The 20,028-nt window shown below is 71.4% G+C and carries 12 protein-coding genes; 3 read left to right on the top strand and 9 right to left on the bottom strand.

Features of this window, described 5'->3' with window-relative positions:
- Positions 1-77 precede the first annotated feature (77 nt).
- Positions 78-749: a DUF305 domain-containing protein gene (locus O7625_RS10470; RefSeq protein ID WP_282345614.1), complete on the bottom strand. Its 672-nt coding sequence runs from the start codon at positions 747-749 to the stop codon at positions 78-80.
- 266 nt (positions 750-1,015) lie between these two features.
- Here O7625_RS10470 and O7625_RS10465 point away from each other — a divergent pair, with 266 nt between their 5' ends.
- Positions 1,016-4,018, top strand: a complete 3,003-nt coding sequence (locus tag O7625_RS10465; RefSeq protein ID WP_282345613.1) for a family 16 glycoside hydrolase — start codon at positions 1,016-1,018, stop codon at positions 4,016-4,018.
- A 73-nt stretch (positions 4,019-4,091) separates the two neighbouring features.
- On the opposite strand, the gene O7625_RS10460 is transcribed toward O7625_RS10465, so the two are convergent.
- Positions 4,092-6,980: a tetratricopeptide repeat protein gene (locus tag O7625_RS10460; RefSeq protein WP_282345612.1), complete on the bottom strand. Its 2,889-nt coding sequence runs from the start codon at positions 6,978-6,980 to the stop codon at positions 4,092-4,094.
- A 210-nt stretch (positions 6,981-7,190) separates the two neighbouring features.
- On the opposite strand from O7625_RS10460, the gene O7625_RS10455 reads away from it, so the two are divergent.
- Positions 7,191-8,414: a hypothetical protein gene (locus tag O7625_RS10455; RefSeq protein WP_282345611.1), complete on the top strand. Its 1,224-nt coding sequence runs from the start codon at positions 7,191-7,193 to the stop codon at positions 8,412-8,414.
- 229 nt (positions 8,415-8,643) lie between these two features.
- Here the strand turns inward: O7625_RS10455 and O7625_RS10450 are convergent, their stop codons facing one another.
- From O7625_RS10450 to O7625_RS10440, 3 genes are all read right to left on the bottom strand, one after another.
- Positions 8,644-10,872 carry an NB-ARC domain-containing protein gene (locus O7625_RS10450; protein ID WP_282345610.1) on the bottom strand — a complete coding sequence of 743 codons (2,229 nt, stop codon included), beginning with the start codon at positions 10,870-10,872 and terminating at the stop codon, positions 8,644-8,646.
- A 79-nt stretch (positions 10,873-10,951) separates the two neighbouring features.
- Positions 10,952-11,332, bottom strand: a complete 381-nt coding sequence (locus O7625_RS10445) for a hypothetical protein (protein ID WP_282345609.1) — start codon at positions 11,330-11,332, stop codon at positions 10,952-10,954.
- Positions 11,333-11,855: 523 nt separating this feature from the next.
- Complete coding sequence (locus O7625_RS10440; protein ID WP_282345608.1) at positions 11,856-13,070, bottom strand: PP2C family protein-serine/threonine phosphatase; 1,215 nt, start codon at positions 13,068-13,070, stop codon at positions 11,856-11,858.
- Between the two features lie 136 nt (positions 13,071-13,206).
- Between O7625_RS10440 and O7625_RS10435 the strand changes: the two genes are divergently transcribed.
- Positions 13,207-13,596 carry a DUF1304 domain-containing protein gene (locus O7625_RS10435; RefSeq protein ID WP_282345607.1) on the top strand — a complete coding sequence of 130 codons (390 nt, stop codon included), beginning with the start codon at positions 13,207-13,209 and terminating at the stop codon, positions 13,594-13,596.
- Positions 13,597-13,644: 48 nt separating this feature from the next.
- Here O7625_RS10435 and O7625_RS10430 read toward each other — a convergent pair whose 3' ends face one another.
- The 4 genes from O7625_RS10430 to kdpB all read right to left on the bottom strand — a co-directional run bounded on the left by O7625_RS10430 (position 13,645) and on the right by kdpB (position 20,017).
- Positions 13,645-14,328, bottom strand: a complete 684-nt coding sequence (locus O7625_RS10430) for a response regulator (protein WP_282345606.1) — start codon at positions 14,326-14,328, stop codon at positions 13,645-13,647.
- Complete coding sequence (locus O7625_RS10425) at positions 14,325-16,865, bottom strand: DUF4118 domain-containing protein (RefSeq protein ID WP_282345605.1); 2,541 nt, start codon at positions 16,863-16,865, stop codon at positions 14,325-14,327. The genes O7625_RS10430 and O7625_RS10425 overlap by 4 nt, the downstream gene beginning before the upstream one ends.
- Positions 16,866-16,949: 84 nt before the next feature.
- Positions 16,950-17,831 (bottom strand): potassium-transporting ATPase subunit C, encoded by an 882-nt coding sequence (locus O7625_RS10420; RefSeq protein WP_282345604.1) that lies wholly within the window; start codon positions 17,829-17,831, stop codon positions 16,950-16,952.
- Positions 17,831-20,017, bottom strand: a complete 2,187-nt coding sequence (gene kdpB, locus O7625_RS10415; RefSeq protein WP_282345603.1) for a potassium-transporting ATPase subunit KdpB — start codon at positions 20,015-20,017, stop codon at positions 17,831-17,833. The genes O7625_RS10420 and kdpB overlap by 1 nt, the downstream gene beginning before the upstream one ends.
- Positions 20,018-20,028 lie beyond the last annotated feature (11 nt).

Below are 20,028 nucleotides of genomic sequence, written 5' to 3'. Positions count from 1 at the left end.
GCCCCGGCCGTTCCCCGGCCGGGCCGGCCCGGGCCGGCGCCGGGGCCCTCGCCGGGCGGGCGCGGCCCACGGCCCGGTCAGCCGAGCTTGACCAGCATCTGCTGCATCCGCTGGATCTCGATGCCCTGGTCGGCGTTGACCTCGCGGGCGAACTGGTCGCTGGCCGGCTCCAGACCGCCGCCGGTGGCGTAGAGCTGCTCCACCATGGACAGCGCCCCCTGGTGGTGGCGGATCATCGCGGTCAGGAAGAGCCGGTCGAACTCCGCACCGCGCGCCTGCCGGAGCTGGTCGAGCTGCGCAGGGGTGAGCATCCCCGGCATCAGCGCGCCGTGTGCCGCGTCGCCGTGCGGCCCGGCGGTCGGCACGTTCCGCTCGGCTAGCCACTGCCGCATCCGCGCGATCTCGTCGCCCTGTGACACCTCGATCCGCTTGGCCAGCAGCGTCAGGTCCGGGCTGGTGGTCCGCCCGGCCAGTAACGCGGTCATCTCCAGGGCCTGCGCGTGGTGCGGGATCATGCCCTGGACGAACAGGCTGTCGGCGGCGGTGAACCCGGGCGGCGAGACCTGCGACAGGTCGGTGCCGGACAGTTGCCGGGCCGGCTGGCCGGGCGCTCCCGGTTGCACCACCCGCGACGTCGGCGGCTGGTACGCCGGGTCGTCCCGACCCGCCCAGAGGGCCGCGCCCACCACCGAGCCGAGAACGACGGTGGCGACTACACCGGATACGACCACGCGACGGGGCAGCGGCACGATTCACCTACCAGTCCGGGCTTGAGCTGCGCATAGTCCATGGGCATAGTGCCTGAAACGCGGCCCACCCACCAGCCCACGAGCCGGTGCGATCCGGCCCACTCCGGGCCACTTTTGTCGCCGCATCGAAAAGTTTCCCCGAATCGATCAAAAGTGCTAGGGTCTGCGATCAATCTCCGATGTGACGAGTTCCACACCGGAGCACCACCGGGAAACAGTGGCGCGGTCCCTCCCGGCCGGGCCAGGCCCCACCCACAGGAGGCACCGTGACCACCCCGCACCGTCGGCGCTGGCGTCCCCGATCCGTCCTCGTGGCCGCCGGCACCGCCCTGGCCACCGTCCTCGCCAGCGCCTCCGTCACCCCGGCCACCGCCGCGCCCGCCGCCGACGTCCCCCCGCAGGAGCCCGGCGTCACCCTGCGCGCGTACGACATGGGCACCCCGCTGTCGGCACTGTGCACCCTCAAGCCCGCACAGACCCCGAACGTCGACAAGCTCATGCCGCAGATCAACTGGACCAGCACCGGCGACTTCGGGCTCGCCGACCGGTTCGTCACCGACGTCACCGGCAACCTCGCCGTACCCGTGGACGGCAGCTACGCCTTCCGCCTCACCAGCGACGACGGCTCCCGGCTGACCATCGGCGACACGGTCGTCGTCGACCACGACGGGCTGCACGGCGAAACCGCCGAGGAGGGGTCGGCCACCCTCACCGCCGGCCTGCACCCGTTACGCGTCGAGCACTTCGACGACGGGGGCGGCCAGGTACTGCGCCTCGAATGGCGGCCACCGGGGGCCGCCGGCTTCACCCTGGTGCCGACCTCCGCGTTGAGCACCGACGCCGGGGTCGTCCGGGTCACCGCCCCGGGCTGGAAGTACTGCGAGGGGGCCACCGACTCGGCCGGCGACGGCCTGCCGCTCGACCGGGTGCACCCCGGCTACACCCTGACCGACCTGCGCCCCGACGGGTTCCGGCCGCAGGTCACCGGGATGGCGTTCCGCCCCGACGGCACTCTGGTGCTGAGCACCTGGGGTGGCACCGACAACGCCACCGGCGAGATCTACCTGGTCGAGGGGGCCACCGGTGCGACCGGCCCCGACCGGGTGACCTATCGCAGGTTCGCCGACGGGCTGCGCGAGCCGCAGGGCGTCGCCGTGGTCGACGGCACCGTCTACGTCAGTCAGAAGCACGAGCTGACCGCGCTGCGCGACACCGACGGCGACGGCGTCGCCGACGACCGGCGGACGGTCGCCACCTGGCCGTGGGGCGGCAACTTCCACGAGTTCGCCTTCGGCCTGCTCTACCGGGACGGATTCTTCCACCTCAACCTGTCGGTCGCGATCAACCAGGGCGGCGCCACCACCGTGCCGCAGCCCGCACCGAACCGGGGCACCTCGATCAAGGTCAACGCCCGGACCGGCAAGATCACCTACCTGGCCGGCGGGCTGCGTACCCCGAACGGGATCGGCTGGGGGCCGCGCGGCGAGGTCCTCGTCACCGACAACCAGGGCGGCTGGCTGCCCGCGTCCAAGCTGGTCCAGATCCGGCAGGGAGCCTTCTTCAACCACTACACCAGCCCCGACGGGCCGTTCGACGACAAGCCGGTGACCCGACCGATCGTCTGGCTGCCGCAGAACGAGGTCGGCAACTCGCCGTCCACCCCCGTGCTGCTCGCGCAGGGGCCGTACGCCGGGCAGCTCCTCATCGGCGACGTCACCTACGGCGGCCTGCAACGGGTCTACCTCGACGAGGTGGAGGGGCAGTACCAGGGCGCGGTGTTCCGGCACACGCAGGGCCTGGAGGCCGGCGTCAACGAGGTCACCCTCGGCCCCGACGGCGCAATCTACGTCGGCGGCGTCGGTGCCGGCGGCAACTGGGGCCAGGAGGGCAAACTCAGCTACGGCCTGCAGAAGCTCACCCCCAACGGCACCTCGACGTTCGAGGTCAAGCAGATGCGGGCCACCGCCAACGGGTTCGACCTGGAGTACACCGAGCCGGTCTCCGCCGAGACCGCCGCGCGGCTCGCCGGGGCGTACCAGGTGACGCAGTGGCGCTACGGGGCGACCAGCCAGTACGGCGGTCCCAAGCTCGACCTGGAGAAGCTCACCGTGACCCGGGCGGTGCTGGCGGCCAACGGTCGCACGGTCCGGCTACGGATCCCGGGCCTGAAGGAGAACCGGGTGGTGCACGTCCGCTCCCCGCGCCCGTTCTCCGCCGCCGACGGCGAGCAGCTGTGGAACACCGAAGCCTGGTACACGCTCAACGAGATCCCCGGCCGGGTGGCCCAGCCGCAGACCTTCTTCGAGGCCGAGGAGGGCCGGACCGTCGGCGTCGGCATGGCCACCGACCACGCCGCCTACTCCGGCGCCGGGTTCGCCGCCGGGTTCGCCGACGACGGCGCGTCGACCCGGATCTCCGTGGACGTCCCCGAGGCCGGCAACCACGACCTGGCGATGCGCTACAGCAACGGCCCGAACCCGTTCTCCGGCCCGAAACAGCTCAGCCTGTACGTCAACGGCAAGCGGATCGGGCAGACCGTCTTCCCCTCCACCGTCACCTGGGAGGAGTGGGGCACCGTCACCACCAGGGCGCACCTGCGGCGGGGCCGCAACATCGTCGAGTACCGCAAGGAGAGCGCCGACTCCGGGCACGTCAACCTGGACGTGCTCGCCGTCCGGCCACGCGGGGAACGGATCACCCTGTTCGACGGCGGCGACCTCACCGAGTGGCAGCACACCGACGGGCGCGAACCGGAGTGGACCCGCGACGGCAACACCATGACCGTCCAGGGCGGCGACCTGCGGACCGTGCAGGCGTTCGGCGACTTCCGGCTGCACGTCGAGTTCAACCTGCCGCTCTACCCGCCGGAGGTGACCGGCCAGCAGCGCGCCAACAGCGGGGTCTACCTCCAGGACCGCTACGAGATCCAGGTGCTCGACTCGTTCGGCGTCGACCCGCCGCAGAACAACGACGCCGCCGCCATCTACACCCAGAAGGCGCCCGACGTGAACGCGGCCCGACCGCCGCAGACCTGGCAGACGTACGACATCGAGTACCGCCAGGCGCGCTACGACGCGGCCGGCGTCAAGGTGGCCAACCCCCGGGTCACCGTGGTGTGGAACGGCGTCACCGTGCACGACGACGTGGAGATCCTCGGCCCGACCGGCGGCAGCCGGCCGGAGGGTCCGGCGGCCGGCGCGATCCGGCTCCAGGACCACGGCAACCCGGTCCGGTACCGCAACATCTGGATCAAGCCGCTCGACGGGTAGCCCCCGGGCAGGAGCCGCGGCCGGGACCGTCACGGCGGTCCCGGCCGCGTCGCGCGCACGGCTCGCCCTACCGTCACCGGTGATCGTGGTACGCGGAGAGTCGGTCCCGAATGACCTTCCGCTGCGGATCGTTGGTGTCGTCAAGGATGGCGAGGGCCTCTCGCCCGTGGCTGGCGGCACCCGCACGGTCTCCTGCCGCGCTGAGGGCGTCCGCCAGCACGGCGATGGCACGCGCCGTACGCACCGGATCGGCCAGTTCGTCACCGACGGCCCGCGCGAGAGCCGCTTCAGCCAGCGCCTCGCGGTACCGGCCCCGGCGGAGCTGGGCCTCGGCCGAGATGGTGAGGGCGTCACAGCGGATGCTCTCGTCGGTGACCCGGTCGTGCAGGTCGAGGGCCATCCGGGTCTGCGCGAGCGCGGCCTCGGGTTGACCGGTGTCCAGCCCGAGCCCGGCGAGCCCGACGTGGTTGAGGCTCTGCCCCCGCAGTGAGCCGATCCGATCACAGATGGCGAGCGCCTGCTGGTAGAGACGGCGGGCCTGCCCGTGATGTCCGAGCTGACGGTAGGCGTCGCCGAGGTGGTACAGGGTGAACGCCTCACCGGTCGCATTCCCGGCGGACCGGCAGTCGGTCAGGACCTGGCGGAAGGTCTCGATGGCGGTGCTGGTCGCACCGGACCGCAGCTGAACCGAGGCGAGGTTGTGCCGGCAGACCGTCTCCAACTCGGTGAAGCCCTTCTCCCGAGCGAGTTGCAGCGCCTGGGCGAACAGGACACCGGCCTGCTGGTGGTCGTGGCTGGTGAAGTAGGTGGCACCGAGGTTGGCAAGCGTCCCCACCAGGGCCAGGTCGTGACCGTCGACAGTCGCGGCATCAAGCGCGATCTGCAGCATCTCCCGCATGTCCTCCTGACTGCCGGACCGGTCGAAGACCTCGTGGACCGTGTCGACGATCTGCCAGGCGTGCCGGTGGAACCCCTCCGCCGCCGCGCTGCGGACCAGAGCGAGCAGATTGATGCGTTCCGCTTCACACCAGCGCAGAGCGGTGCAGTCGGAGTCGAAGGCCATCGGCGTCACCGCACCGGGCGCGGGCAGGTCAGGGACAGGTGGACGGTCCGGTTCCAGCTGGCTGACGGCGTGGAAGGCCGTCAGCAGATACCAGTCCCACAGCCGGTGCAGTGCGGCCCGCCGCTGTTCGGCCGGCTCGTCCACCCGTGCCCGATCGGCGGCGTACTTGCGCAACAGATCATGCATCCGGTAGCGACGGGCGGTGTCGTGGTTGACCAGGTGCGCCCTCACCAGTCGGTCGAGTGCCCGCTCGGCCTCGGCGGGCTCCACCGCCAGCATCGCCGCCGCCGCCTCGGCCCCGATGGTGCTGCTCGGGCAGAGGCCGAGGAGAAGGAAGAGCCGGGCCGGCAGCGGGGCGAGCGCGTTGACCGACCAGGCGAAGACCGTGCGCAGGGTCATCTCGTCGGTCTCGTCGCCCTCGATGTCGAGCAACCGGTTCGCCAGTTCGTCGGCCAGGTCACTCAGTCGCGCCTCGGGGTGGGAGCCGACGTGCTCACCGATGACCCGTAGCGCGAGCGGCAGGCCGCCCGACAGCCTGGCCAGCGTCTCCAACGCCGCAGGCTCCGCGTCGGCGCGCTCGGCCCCGATGATCCGGCTGAGCATCCGATGGCGCTCCGGCCCCGACAGTGGAGCGACGGTGAGGCTCCGGATACCGTGTCGGACGCCGAGCCCACGGAGCCGGTTACGGCTGGTCACGATCGTGAAGCTGGTGTCGGAGCGGGGAAGGAGCTGCTGCGCCTGGTCGGAGTCGACGACATTGTCCAGCACCACGAGCATCCGTCGGCCTGCCATCAGCCGGTGGTAGAGAGCGACGCGTCGGTCTGGATCGTCGGGCACCCGGTCAGCCGGAACACCGAGGGCGACCAGAAAACGGTGCAGTGCCTCCTGCGGACGCACCGGCGGCACCGGGCCGTGCGCCTCCGCACGCAGGCACAGCTGACCATCGGGAAACCAACTCTGCCGGCGATGTCCCCAGTGACCGGCGAGGGTCGTCTTACCCACCCCGGGCATCCCGGTCAGCACGACCACCTTCGCGGTACCACCTTCGGCGGCGAGGGCGTCCAGTTCCTCCAGCAGCCTCGTATTGCCGGTGTAGTCGGGCACGTCGTTCGGCAACTGCCGGGGTACCGGCACCGCTTCGTCCACGGCCGAAATTCCGTTGCTGGCCGAAGGAGCCGGCAGGGAGCCACCGACATCCAGCGCCGGCTCGGTCCGCATTATGCGACGAAAACGGCGACGAAAGCCGGCAATAAAGTCCCGGGCGTCGTAGCTGCGCCCGGCCGCATGCAACGCGGTGGCCCACAATCCGGCCAGCCCCTCGTCGAGTTCATGCTCGATCAGCAGCGGTTCCAATCGGGTCAGTGCCCGGTCGTGCCGACCTACGGCCAGCTCGCTCCTCGCCAGAAGTTTCGTCGCCCTGAATTGCTTCTCTCGCATATCCCGCCGAAGGTGCTCACACCGCGCACCTCGAAGGTCGGCAAGGGGATCGTCCCGCCATAACTCCACCGCAGTGCCGAGCAAGGCGACAGATCGATCATGCTGGTTCCGCTCGATCGCCTGGTGCGCCTCGTCAGTCAACCGCAGAAAACGGTGGTAGTCGACTATTTCCGGATCGACGGTCAACCGATAGGCACCGGTCCCGGGTACCCGCACCAGGGCGTCCTGCAGACCGACAGCCCGCAGGACCGCCCGCAACCGACTGGCCAACGTGTAGAGCAGCGGGCGGCGAGCGTCCACGCCGGAGCCCTGCCATAGAAATTCCACGATCGTTTCGACCCGCACCGGATCACCTGCGTGATAAAGAAGGATGGCGAGCAGCCCACGCTGCTTAGCCGCGCCCAGTGGGATCAGCCGCCCCTCGATCCGGAGTTCGGTAGGACCCAGAATCGCAAACTCCACCAGCTCGCCCCCCGCCCACTCTTGATCGACATTCGACTATTAGATTCTTGTTCCAGCGGACCCACCACTTCAAACCTTTCTCCGTAAAGTCCAAAATCAGACATTCTCCTTCCAGCTCGCTGCAAGCCCACTGCAAGGCCGTCGGCAAGGTGATCACAACCGGCTCCTCGACGCTGAATCACGTCCACATTCAGCACAGGAGGCATGCCAATGACATCGCTGGAATGGTCATCCACCCCCGTCGGCATCGACGCCAGCCGCTGGGTGAGCCGGTCGGGCTGCCGGACGGTGCTCGTGGTGGCCCACACGATCGCGAGCTGCCACCGGTTGCTGGACGTGGTCGAGCACATCGAGAGCGACCCCCGGATCCAGTTGGTCTTCACGGTGGCACCGGACGTCTTCAACCACCACGTGACGCGGCTCCTCGATCGGCTGGGCGCGCTCGTCCTGCCTTGGCACCAGGCTGTCCGGGAACGCTTCGACCTCGGTCTCGCTGCCGCCTACGGCGGCCTGCACCAACTACACGCGCCCCTCCTCCTGATGGCTCACGGGGCCGGGCACGGAAAACGGGTGAGACCCGGGCCGTACGGCGGACCGGTCCTCACGGACCCACCGGTGTACGGCCTCGACGCGCAGCGGCTGACCCATGGCGGGCGGGTGCTTCCCGCAGCCCTCGCCCTCGCCCACGACCACGAGGTGGAGGTACTGCGCCGCCAGTGCCCGGAGGCGGTCGAGGCGGCGGTGGTCGTCGGCGACCCCTGCGCCGACCGGCTCGTCGCCAGCCTTCCCTGGCGAGCGGAGTACCGGCACCGCATGGGGATGGACGAGCAGGAACTCGTGGTGGTCTCCTCCACCTGGGGCCGCGATGGCGTCTTCGGACGCTGGCCCGACCTGCTGCCACAGCTCATGACACAGCTGCCACCGGACCGGTACCGGATCGCCGCGCTGCTGCACCCGGCGGTCTGGGACGCGCACGGACACCGCCAGATCCGGGCCTGGCTCCGGGACTGCCTCGATGCCGGGTTGCTGTTGCCCCGCCCCACCGAGGACTGGCGCGGGCCGGTGGTCGCCGCCGACCACGTCATCGGTGACCACGGTTCCGTCACCGCCTACGCCGCCGCCATCGGACGGCCGGTCCTGCTGCTGCCCGGACTGCGCTCACTGCCCGCCGCCGGCACGCCCCAGCACCTGCTGGACACCACCGCCAGCCGGCTGGACCCGCGCCGACCGCTGGCACCCCAACTCGCCCTGCCCGGCGAGATCGACCGGCAGGCGGTGATGGGTGCGCTGACCGGCCGCCCAGGTGAGGCGGGCATGCTGTTGCGACGCACCATGTACCGGCTGCTCCGACTGGCCGAGCCCGGGCGACACCGGCAGACCGGCCCGGCACCGATGCCGGATTGCGGGAGGGCCAGCAATGACCTCGCCAGCTGAACCCGTCGTGGTCGCACTCGCAGCCGGTCGGTCGGTACCCCGCTCGGCTCGACTGGCCGACGTCGTGGTGACCGTCGCCGACTCCGAAAGCCCGGCAGAGGTAGCCGCGGGCCTCCTCAGCGCCTACCCCGGACTGGCCCTCGCCGTCGTCGGCAGCCCGTCGGGCGACGTCGCCGTCGGCGTACGCAACGGCCCACCGCTATGCCTCGGCCCGCTGGCCACCCCCGGCCTACTGACGGTCGGGCTGCTCACCGCCGTGGCCCGGCTGCTGTACTCCCGCTGGGTCGCCGGAGCCCTGTACCGCCGGTGCACCATCCTGGACGCGTCGCTGCTCGCTCGCGTCGCCGACCAGTTCGTCGAGCTGACGGAGCACGTCGGGCAGCCGGGGTGAGTCGAGGGCGGTGAAGACGTCGGCGGCCTCCCGCAAGTGCAGGCGGGCGGCCTCGGCGTCGCCGCGCTGCCGGGCGATTCGGCCGAGCAGCCACACCGCCTCCGCCCGTTCATTGTCCGCGCCCAGCTCGGCCATCCGGAGTGCCGCCTCGGTGGCGGATTTCTCGGCGGCGTTCAGATCGCCGGTGCCGAGATGGGCGCCGGCCAGGGCGACCAGCACCCGGGCGGTATTGTAGGGGTCGACCTCGGTCAGCTCGGCGAAGATGCTCCGCGCCTCCGCCAGCAGCGGTAGCGCGTCGGCCGGGCGCCCGGTCCGGGTCTGGAGCATGCCCAGGTTGAGACAGGACAGTCCTACGCTCCGCGCGTCCGGCAGCGTCCGCCGTTCGGTCAGCACCCGGGCGTACGCCTCCGCCGCCAACTCCTCTCGGCCGGTGTCGGCGTACAGGGTGGCCAACCCCTCCTCAGCGTCGATCACGCCCTGGATGTCGCCCGCCTGTCGATACCGGTCGACCGCCGCCTGCCCGTGTTGCTCGGCCGCCTCCTGTTCACCCACGCGGCTGCACGCCCGGCTCAGCCGCTTGAGCATGTCCGCCTCGGCCCACACGTTTCCCCAGGCCTGTGCGGCCGCCACGCCGCGCCCGTCGATCTCCAGCCGGTCCCGATAGTTCTTCACGTAGAGCAGCAAGGGCCACATCACATCGCTGAGTTGCCAGGCCAGCTCGTGGTAGCCCAGGTCGAGGGCGACCCGACCAGCCGCCATCAGGTTTCTCCGCTCCCGCTCCAACCAGCCCAGTGCCGCAGCCCGGTCGGAGAACTCGGGCGGTCCCTCCAGGGTCCGCTCGAAGACGTACGGCAGTCGCCGCCGATAGGGGGTCACCACGAGGTCCGCGCGCCGGGCCGCAGCGAGATAGAACTCCAGCATCGTGCGAACCGTGGCCCGCCGGCTGTCCTGCGGGTCGTGCCGCTCTGCCAGCTCCCGGGCGTGCAGCTGGATCAGGTCGTGGTACCTGAAGCGATCCTCGGACACCTCCTCCAGGAGACTCGCCTCCAGCAATTCGCCCACCACCGCGTCCACCCGGGTTCCCGGGTCCTGGTCCGGCCCGGCCACCGCCACAACCAGATCCCTCCCGAACTCCGTCCCCGGATGCAGAACCAGCCTCCGGTACAACGCCGCCGCCTCCGGAGTCAGAGCCCGGTAGGAGAAATCGAATATCGTTCTCATCGACACTTCGCCCTCCAACGACAGGCCGGCCAGTCGCTGTGCCTCGTCGGCCAACTCAGCTGCCATCCGCCGCACTGTCAACTTGGGCCGGGAGGCCAGGCGTCCCGCCGCCACCAGGAGTGCGATCGGCAGGCCCCCACAGAATCGCGCCAGCTCCTCGGCCGGCTCGGGTTCCCTGAGAATCCGCTCCCGGCCTACCGCCCTGCCCAGCAGCTCGACCGCCTGCCGAGCCGGCAGCGGACCCACATCGAGCAGACGCGCACCCTCGGGTATCAATCCGGCCAGCCGGCGGCGACTGGTCACCAGGACCACCGTTGACGTCGAAGCGGGCAACAACTGCCTGACCTGACCCGCCGAGAAGGCGTCGTCCAGCAGCACCAGCAGTGACCTGCTCGCGGTCACGGTGCGGTACAGGGTGACCTGCTCGGCCAGGTCCACCGGAATCCGCTCCGGGGCCACCCCCAGCGCCCGGAGGAAGGCCACCAACGCCGTACCCGGATCCAACGGCTGACCATCACTGAAACCACCCAAACCAGCGTAAAGCTGTCCATCTGGGAAGCGGGTCTGCCTACTGTGCGCCCACTGCCTCGCCAGCGCCGACTTACCCACGCCACCCGGCCCACAGAGTAGGGCGACGACATTTCCCCCCTGATCGAGGAGATGATCCAGTTCAGACAGCTCACGTGACCGGTTGGTGAAATTCGGCGAGGGGGCGGGCAACTGTCGGGGAACCGGTGGACGCTCGGGGGCACCAGCGATGAAGTGCACCCCACCATGAATGGCGCCGGCCTGGACACTCGGGCCGGTCACGCTCCCCGACAACGCGTTCGAGGCGCCGAACGGCATTACCCCTTCGGCTTCACAGGAATTCGGTCCCACTCGTCCACGCCCCCACCCATCCCGCCGCGAATCCCATCGACGGGAGCTAAAAGACGATGCCCCCCCGCACGTCGCGCGCCTGCACCACCTTTTCGGCTGTCCCGCTGAAGTGGTTGGCCACCTGCCCCTGAGCAGCGACGATGCCTGGCCCTGCGAGTCGCTGCCATTCACTCTTGAGAGCTGTGGCGAATTGCGGGTCCCGCGCCATCACCTCAGCCAGGGCCGAGGCGAGCGCCGTGTGTCGCCACTGCTCCTGCGGGTGTTCCACCGCACCGTCGAGTACCGCCGCCTCGCGGGTGCCCACGCCGAACCGGTTGCGGACCATACGGAACAGGGATCCGATCGCCTCCCGCGCTCCCGCCCCGAAAGCTTCGGCACCCTTGGTCGCCAACGTCGTCGCGACCGCAAGGACTAACTGATCCTCCACACCGGCCTCCCGAGGCTTACAGCCAAGACATAGACGACTCGCATTTACCTATACCGCCAAGCCTAACGCCTTGAAGCGTCACAGTAAATTTCACAATCACCACAGAGATAAACAAGTATTATTATTATTCTATTTAATATTTATAGCTGTAAAAACTAGACAAATTCCTGCAAAACTACCCAACTTTTTAATATCAGGCATTGATCCAAATACCTGGCGCTGTTTGCCTTTTGACTGAGTGCCGAGTTAGCCTGCGGCGTGCTCTTGATCATTTGGGCCGCACAGCTCCTCGCCCACTCACCCTTCTCGCTGCAACTACCTTCTGCCGAGGCACTGCTCGGGAGCCTGCTGGAGACACTGGAAAATCCGACAAACATCACAAATTGGGTCAAGTGGGTCGCGACCCCACTAGCATCTGTTCAACCCCTGTTGAACGCATTGGTTACGTCCATGCCCCGCGCGTGGTGACGAAGCATCTTCTGCCACCACCTCGTCCAGCTATCTGAGCCTTTTTGGTCGTGGTTCAGAAGCCCGGGGCCGGGTGCCCGTCCAGGTGGGCCAGTGGGGTACGCGACGGACGCCACTCCAGCAGCAGCGCCGTCGCGTCGTCGTCGAGCTGCCCCTCCTGGTAGGCGACCACCGCGCGGACCAGCCGGCGCATCGTCTCCGGGGTGGCGAGCTGGTCGTTGAGGGCACGGTTGACGAAGTCGACCAGCCGCTTCAACCCGAACCGTTCCCCGTCGCCGCCCCGCGCGTCGGTGACGCCGTCGGTGTAGGCGAGGATGCGGTCCCCGGGGTGCAGCTCCTCCTCGTACACCTCGGGGCGGCGGGTCGCCAGGTGGCCCAGGCCGAGCGGGAGCGCGGTCGGGCCGGGCAGCTCCCGGATCGCCTTGTCGTCGCGCAGCAGCAGGGCTCCCGGGTGACCCGCGTTGATCACCCGGAGCCGGCCGGTGCTGCGCTCCAGCTCGACCAGGAGCGCCGTGGCGAACAGGTGCGGATGCTCCGAACGTACCCACTTGTCGATGCTCAGGGCCGTGTCGACCAGGTCGAGGCCGCACCGGCGGGCGTTGCGGTAGGCGCTGACCACGAGTGAGGCCAGGGTGCTCGCCCTGATGCCGTGCCCGCAGGTGTCGAACAGCCCGATACTGAGCACGTCGCCGTTGAGCGCGTAGTCGAAGATGTCGCCGCCGACGTCGTAGCACGGTTCGAGGATGGTGGTGAGCACCGTGTCCTCGGTGGCGAAGGTCAGCGGGGGCAGCAGGCCCCAGACGATCTCGGCGGCGACCTGCATCGGCAGCCGACGCCGCAGCCGCTCGACCACGTCGCCGTACGGCCGGCGGTTCACCACCAGTTGCCCCACGCAGGTCGCCAGCTCCCAGGCCGGCCCGTCGATGGCCCGCTCCCCGGCGGCCGGCGAGACGATCTCCAGCACACCCATCCGCTCGCACCCGACGAGCAGCGGCACCCAGACCCGGTCCGGGCTGTCGGCCGCCCGCTGCACGTCGAGACCGGTGAACGCCCGACCGGCGAGGGTCGTCTCGATCGACAACTCACCCCGGTCGAGACCGGCACCGAGCAACGGTACGAGGCTGGCCTGCTGGTAGTCCGCCAGGTAGATCACGATCTCGGTGGCGTCGACGGCTGGCGCGACCTGGTTCACCAGCATCGGCAGGTCGTCCGGCCCACCGCGGGGTGCGGCGAGTTGGAGCCAACGCACCGCGTCACCCGCGTCGAGCAACCTGAACCTCCCCCATGTCTCCCCCACCGTAGGAGGCGCACGGGAAACCCGCCACCACCTGATTCGGGGGCACGGCGGACAGGAAGAATGACGGTGGCGGACATCTCCGTTCCGCGCGCACCGAGGAGGCAGCGTCGTGGTCGTCGCAGGGCTCATCTTGGCCGGCATCGCCGGCCTCATCCACGTCTACATCTTCTACCTGGAGTCCGTCGTCTGGACGACCGCCCGCGCCCGCGCGGTCTTCGGCACCAGCCGCGAGGAGGCGGAGGCGACCCGGCAGCTCGCCTTCAACCAGGGCTTCTACAACCTCTTCCTGGCGGTCGCGATCGTCGTCGGCATCGTCGCTTACGCCGTGGGCGCGCACACCGTCGGCGCGACCCTGGTCTTCGTCGGCGCCGGGTCGATGGTCGCCGCCGGGCTGGTGCTGCTGGTCTCGGCACCGTCGAAGGCGAGCGCCGCGCTCAAGCAGCTCGTCCCCCCGCTGCTCGCCGTCGTCGCCCTGGCGATCGGCCTCGTCCTCCGCTGAGCCGGCGGGCCACGACCCGGCGCGGGGAGCCCGGCCGGGCCACGCCGGTCAGGGGCGGTAGCGGTAGCCCATCCCCGGCTCGGTGACCAGGTGCCGGGGCCGGGCCGGGTCGTCCTCCAGCTTGCGCCGCAGCTGCGCCAGGTACTGCCGCAGGTAGTTGGTCTCCTGCTGGTACTCCGGCCCCCACACCTCGTGCAGGAGCTGGCGCTGGCTGATCAGCTTCCCGGGGTGGCGCAGCAGCCGCTCCAGCACCGCCCACTGGGTCGGGGTGAGCCGGACCTCGACGCCGTCGTCGCGCACGACGGTACGGGCGGCGAGGTCGACGGTGTGCCGTCCCACCCGGGCCACGGCGGTGGCGTCGACCGGCGCGGCGGTGAGCCGACGGGTGACGGCGCGGATCCGGGCGAGGAGTTCGTCGATCCCGAACGGCTTGGTGACGTAGTCGTCGGCCCCCGCGTCGAGGGCGGCGACCTTGTCCGCGCTGCCGGCCCGGCCGGAGAGCACGATGATCGGGATCGTGGTCCAGCCGCGCAGTCCCCGGATGACCTCGACGCCGTCGAGGTCGGGCAGGCCGAGGTCGAGCACCACCAGGTCCGGTGGGTGGCTGGCGGCGGCCTTCAGCGCGGCCGTGCCGGTCCCGGCGACCTCGACGTCGTACCCCCGGGCGCGCAGGTTGATCCGTAGCGCGCGGAGGATCTGCGGTTCGTCGTCGACGACCAGGATGCGGGTCACCGGTCCGGCCTCTCGTCGGCGGCGGGCAGCCGCAACACCATGGTCAACCCCCCGCCGGGGGTGGTCTCCGGGGTGATGCTGCCACCCATCGCCTCGGCCAGCCCCCGGGACAGCGCGAGCCCGAGCCCCACCCCGGTCTGGTTGTCCCGGTCACCGAGCCGCTGGAACGGCAGGAAGACGTGCTCCCAGCGGTCCTCGGGGATGCCGGGACCGGTGTCGATGACCCGTAGCTCCACCTGCCCGGCGTGGGTGCTGGCGGTGATCGTGGGCGGCCGTCCCGGCGGACTGTGCCGCAGGGCGTTCGCAACGATGTTGACCAGCACCCGTTCCAGCAGGCCCGGGTCGGCGTCGACCGCCGGCAGGGCGGCGGGGATGTCGGTCCGCACGTCGGCGGCGGCCGGTCCCAGCTCGTCCAGGGCCAGCGGTACGGCGTCCTCCAGGCCGATCGCGGTGCGGGTGACCCCCAGCGCGCCGGCCTGCAACCGGCTCATGTCGAGCAGGTTCGCCACCAGCCGGCCGAGCCGGTCCAGCGACTCGTCGGCGGTGGCGAGCAGCTCCGCCCGGTCCTCCGGGTCGAAGTCGACGTCCGGGCTGCGTAGGCTGCTCACCGCGGCCTTCGCCGAGGCCAGCGGGGTACGCAGGTCGTGGCTGACGGCGGCGAGCAGCGCGGTGCGCAGCCGGTCGGCCTCGGCGAGCGGGCGGGCGGTGGCCGCCTCCTCGGCGAGCCGTTCCTGGCGCAGCGCGACGGCGGCCTGGGCGGCGAACGCCTCGACGATGCGCCGGTCGGCGGCCTCCAGCCGCCGACCGCTGAGCACCACGGTCAGCCGGTCGTCGACCGGTACCGTGGTCTCCCCCGCGCCGGGGCTGCCCGCCGGGTCCACGCCGACACCGGCGACCCGACGCCAGGCGCCCTCCTCGTGGATCCGGCCGGGCCGCCCCCGCGCGTCGGGGTCGAGTTCCAGCACGCTGACCGCGCGCAGCGCGAAGGTCTCCCGCAGCCGGTCCAGCAACGCCGGCAGCGGTCGTTCGCCGCCCAGCACGCTGCCGGCGACGGTGGCCAGGGTCTGCGCGTCGGCGGCGGCGCGGGCCGCCTCCCGGGTACGCCGGGCCGCCACGTCCACCACCCCGCTCACCGCGACCGCCACCGCGACGAAGACGCCCAGCGCGAGCAGGTTGTCCGCCTCGGCGATGGTCAGCGTGCGGTACGGCGGGGTGAAGAACCAGTTCAGCAGCAACGATCCGCCGAGCGCGGCGACCAGCGCCGGCCACAGCCCACCGACCAACGCCACCCCGACCACCCCGGCCAGGAAGATCAGGATGTCGTTGGTCAGGGTGAGGTCCGGCAGCACCGACAGCAGCAGGGTGAGCAGCGGCAGGCCCAGCCCGGCCAGGGCGAACCCGAGCAGTCGACGCCGACGGGACAGCGCGGCCGGCACCCCGGCCCCGCGCCGGCCCCGCCCGGCCTGCGGATGGGTGACCAGGTGCACGTCGATCGCCCCGGAGCGGGCCGTGGTGGTGACGCCGACGCCCCGGGCGAACAGCTGGGCGAACCGGCCGCGCCGGCTCGCCCCGAGCACCAGCTGGGTGGCGTTGACGCCCCGGGCGAAGTCGAGCAGCGCGGCCGGCACGTCCCCGCCGAGCACCTGGTGGTAGCTGCCGCCGAGGCTCTCCACCAGGACCCGCTGCCGGGCGAGCTGGGCCGGGTCCACGCCGGTCAACCCGTCGTTACGGGCCACGTGCACGGCGAGCAGGTCGGCCCCCTTGCTCCGGGCGGCGATCCGGGCGGCCCGGCGGATCAGCGTCTCCCCCTCCGGGCCGCCGGTGAGGGCGACCACGACCCGTTCCCGGGCCTCCCAGGTGGCCGAGATGCCCTGCTGCGCCCGGTACCGGTCGAGCTGGTCGTCGACCTTGTCGGCCAGCCAGAGCAGGGCCAGCTCGCGGAGTGCGGTGAGGTTGCCGACCCGGAAGTAGTTGCCCAGCGCCGCGTCGATCCGGTCCGGCCGGTAGATGTTGCCGTGCGCCATCCGGCGGCGTAGCGCCTCCGGGGTCATGTCGACCAGTTCGACCTGCCCGGCGGCGCGGACGACGGCGTCGGGAACGGTCTCCCGCTGGGTGGTGCCGGTGATCCGGGCCACCACGTCGTTGATCGACTCCAGGTGCTGGATGTTGACCGTCGACAGCACCGAGATGCCCGCGTCGAGCAGCTCCTGGACGTCCTGCCAGCGCTTGTCGTGCCGGGAGCCGGGCACGTTGGTGTGGGCCAGCTCGTCGACCACGACCAGCTCCGGGCGGCGGGCCAGCACGGCGTCGAGGTCCAGCTCGGTGAACTCGGTGCCCCGGTGCAGCAGCGTGCGGCGGGGCACCACCGGCAGGTCGCCGATCATCGCGGCGGTGTGTGGTCGACCGTGCGTCTCCACCAGGCCGATCACCACGTCGGTGCCGCGTTCGGCACGCCGTCGGGCCTCCTCCAGCATGGCGTACGTCTTGCCGACACCGGGGGCGGCACCCAGGTAGATACGCAGTTCACCTCGGGGCACGGGACCATCCTCTCGCTAGGCGTACCGCCCCGGGGCGCGACCGCCGGGCCGGCACCCCCCGGGGCGGGGGTGCCGGCAGCGGGGTCAGCGGACGGCAAGGTTCCGGTCGAGGGCCACGTTCAGCTCCAGCACGTTCACCGCGGGGGCGCCCATGAAGCCGAGCGTCCGACCGGTGGTGTGCTCCCGGACCAGCCGCCGGACCACCGCCGGGTCCACGCCCCGCTCCCGCGCCACCCGGGCCACCTGGATCCCGGCGTACGCCGGACTGATGTGCGGGTCGAGGCCGCTGCCGCTGGCGGTGACCGCGTCGGCGGGGACGGCGGGGTGCTCCGGGGCGTCCCCCCGGACCGGGGTGACCAGTCCACCGGCGGCCCGGTAGTCCTCGCCGGGCTGCGCCAGCTCCACCGGCACCCCCAGCCAGGAGGAGACGAACGGGGTGGCCGGGGCGGTCTGGTTGACGCTGACCACCCGGGTGACCGGGCCGGTCAGCCCGTCGGCGCGGAACACCGCCAGCACCGCCCCCACCCCGTCCGGCGTGCAGTACGGCCGCCGGCCGTCCACGCCGTCGAGGGCACCGACCGCCAGGCTGCGGGCGCAGACCTGGCTGAGCAGGCTCCGGGTCGAGTCCTCCGGGTCGACGGCGAGGGTGTCCAGCACGCTCTCCGGGCCGAGGTTCGAGGCGGCGGAGGCGGTCGGGTCGTAGCCGTCGCCGGCCGCCGAGGGGCGGGACTGGAAGTAGCGCGGGACGGGATTGCCGTCGGCGTCGGTGAAGGACTGCCCGACCAGGGCGCTGCCGACGCTGCGGCCGTCCACGGTCAGCAGCGAACCGTCCGCCTTCGCGTCGAGGCCGGGGAGCCGACCGACGGCGACCAGGGTGAGCGGGTAGGCGACGCCGAGCAGCGCGGTGAAGACGAGCAGGGCACGCAGGGCGGCGAGGTGTTGGGCGAGCCAGGCGGGTAGACGCATCACGAGATCCCCGGGACGTACTGGACGAGCAGGTCGATGAGCTTGATGCCGAGGAACGGCGCGACGAGGCCGCCGACGCCGTAGACCAGCAGGTTGCGGCCGAGCAGCGTCGACGCGGCGGCCGGCCGGTACCGCACGCCGCGCAGGGCCAGCGGGATGAGCGCGACGATGACCAGGGCGTTGAAGATGACGGCGGACAGGATCGCCGATTCCGGGCTGGCCAGCCGCATGACGTTCAGCGTGTCCAGGGCCGGGTAGATGCCGGCGAACATGGCCGGGATGATCGCGAAGTACTTCGCCACGTCGTTGGCGATGCTGAAGGTGGTCAGCGCGCCCCGGGTGATCAGCAACTGTTTGCCGATCTCGACGATCTCGATCAGCTTGGTCGGGTCGGAGTCCAGGTCGACCATGTTGCCGGCCTCCTTCGCCGCCGACGTGCCGGTGTTCATCGCGACGCCGACGTCGGCCTGGGCCAGGGCGGGGGCGTCGTTGGTGCCGTCCCCGGTCATCGCGACCAGCCGGCCACCCTCCTGCTCCCGGCGGATCAGGGCGAGCTTGTCCTCCGGGGTGGCCTCGGCGAGGAAGTCGTCCACCCCGGCCTCGTCGGCGATCGCCTGCGCGGTACGCGGGTTGTCGCCGGTGATCATCACGGTCCGGATGCCCATCCGGCGCAGCTCGGTGAACCGCTCCCGCATCCCGGCCTTCACCACGTCCTTGAGGTGGATGACGCCGAGCACCCGGGCCGGCTCCCCGGCCACGTGTTCGGCCACCACCAGCGGGGTGCCGCCGTCTCCGCTGATCCCGTCGACGATCCGGTCGGTCCCGCCGCCCGGCTCGCCGCCGTGCTCCCGTACCCAGGCCAGCACCGCCGTCGCCGCGCCCTTGCGGACCTGGCGGGCCGGCGCGGCCGGTGGCGTCAGGTCGACGCCGCTCATCCGGGTCTGCGCGGTGAACGGCACGAAGTCGGCGTACGACGGTGGGTCCGGTTCCGGCGCACCCGGGTCGACCCGCGTGGCCAGCGACACCACCGACCGCCCCTCGGGCGTCTCGTCGGCGAGGCTGGACAGCCGCGCGGCGGCGGCCACCTCGCCGGCGGTGACCCCCTCGACCGGCAGGAACGCGGTGGCCTGCCGGTTGCCCAGGGTGATCGTGCCGGTCTTGTCGAGCAGCAGGGTGCTGACGTCCCCCGCCGCCTCCACCGCCCGGCCGCTCATCGCGAGCACGTTGCGCTGCACGAGGCGGTCCATCCCGGCGATGCCGATCGCCGACAGCAGCGCGCCGATGGTGGTGGGGATCAGGCAGACCAGCAGGGACACCAGCACCACCCCGGTCACCCCGGTGCCGGTGACCGCCCCGGTGTCCGGGGCGGCGGCCTGCCAGCCCTTGGCGAAGATCGCCAGCGGTTGGAGGGTGACCACGGCCAGCAGGAAGATCAGGGTGAGCGCGGCGAGCAGGATGTTCAGCGCGATCTCGTTCGGTGTCTTCTGCCGGTCGGCCCCCTCGACCAGGGCGATCATCCGGTCGATGAAGCTCTCCCCCGGCCGCTGGGTGATCCGCACGACGATCCGGTCGGAGAGCACCCGGGTGCCGCCGGTGACGGCGCTGCGGTCGCCGCCGGACTCCCGGATCACCGGGGCGGACTCGCCGGTGATCGCGGACTCGTCGACGCTGGCGATGCCCTCGACGACGTCGCCGTCGCCGGGGATGACCCCGCCGGCGCTCACCAGGACGACGTCCCCCTGCCGCAGCTCCGGTGCGGGCACCGCCTCGTCGGTGTAGGTGTCGGCGCGGGCACCCGGTGCCCAGCCGACCAGGCGGGTGGCGATGGTGTCCCGCTTGGCCCGCCGCAGCGAGGCGGCCTGCGCCTTGCCCCGACCCTCGGCGACCGCCTCGGCGAGGTTGGCGAAGATCACGGTGAGCCAGAGCCAGCCGGTGATCGCCCAGCCGAACACCGACGGGTCGGCGACCGCCAGGACGGTGGTGAAGACCGCGCCGACCGCCACGATCAGCAGCACCGGGCTGCGCCACAGGGTGCGCGGGTCGAGCTTGCGCAGCGCCCCGGGCAGCGACCTGACCAGTTGCCGAGGGTCGAGCAGGCCGCCCCCGGCCCGGCGGGCGGGGTTGTCGACGGCCGGGTTGTCGACGGCCGGCCGGTCGTCGTCGGTGGTCACGGACGCAACGGACATGTCCTCGTTCC

Source organism: Micromonospora sp. WMMD714 (genome assembly GCF_029581315.1).
Classification (GTDB): domain Bacteria; phylum Actinomycetota; class Actinomycetes; order Mycobacteriales; family Micromonosporaceae; genus Micromonospora; species Micromonospora rifamycinica.
This window is presented reverse-complemented; position numbering and strand designations above follow the sequence as displayed.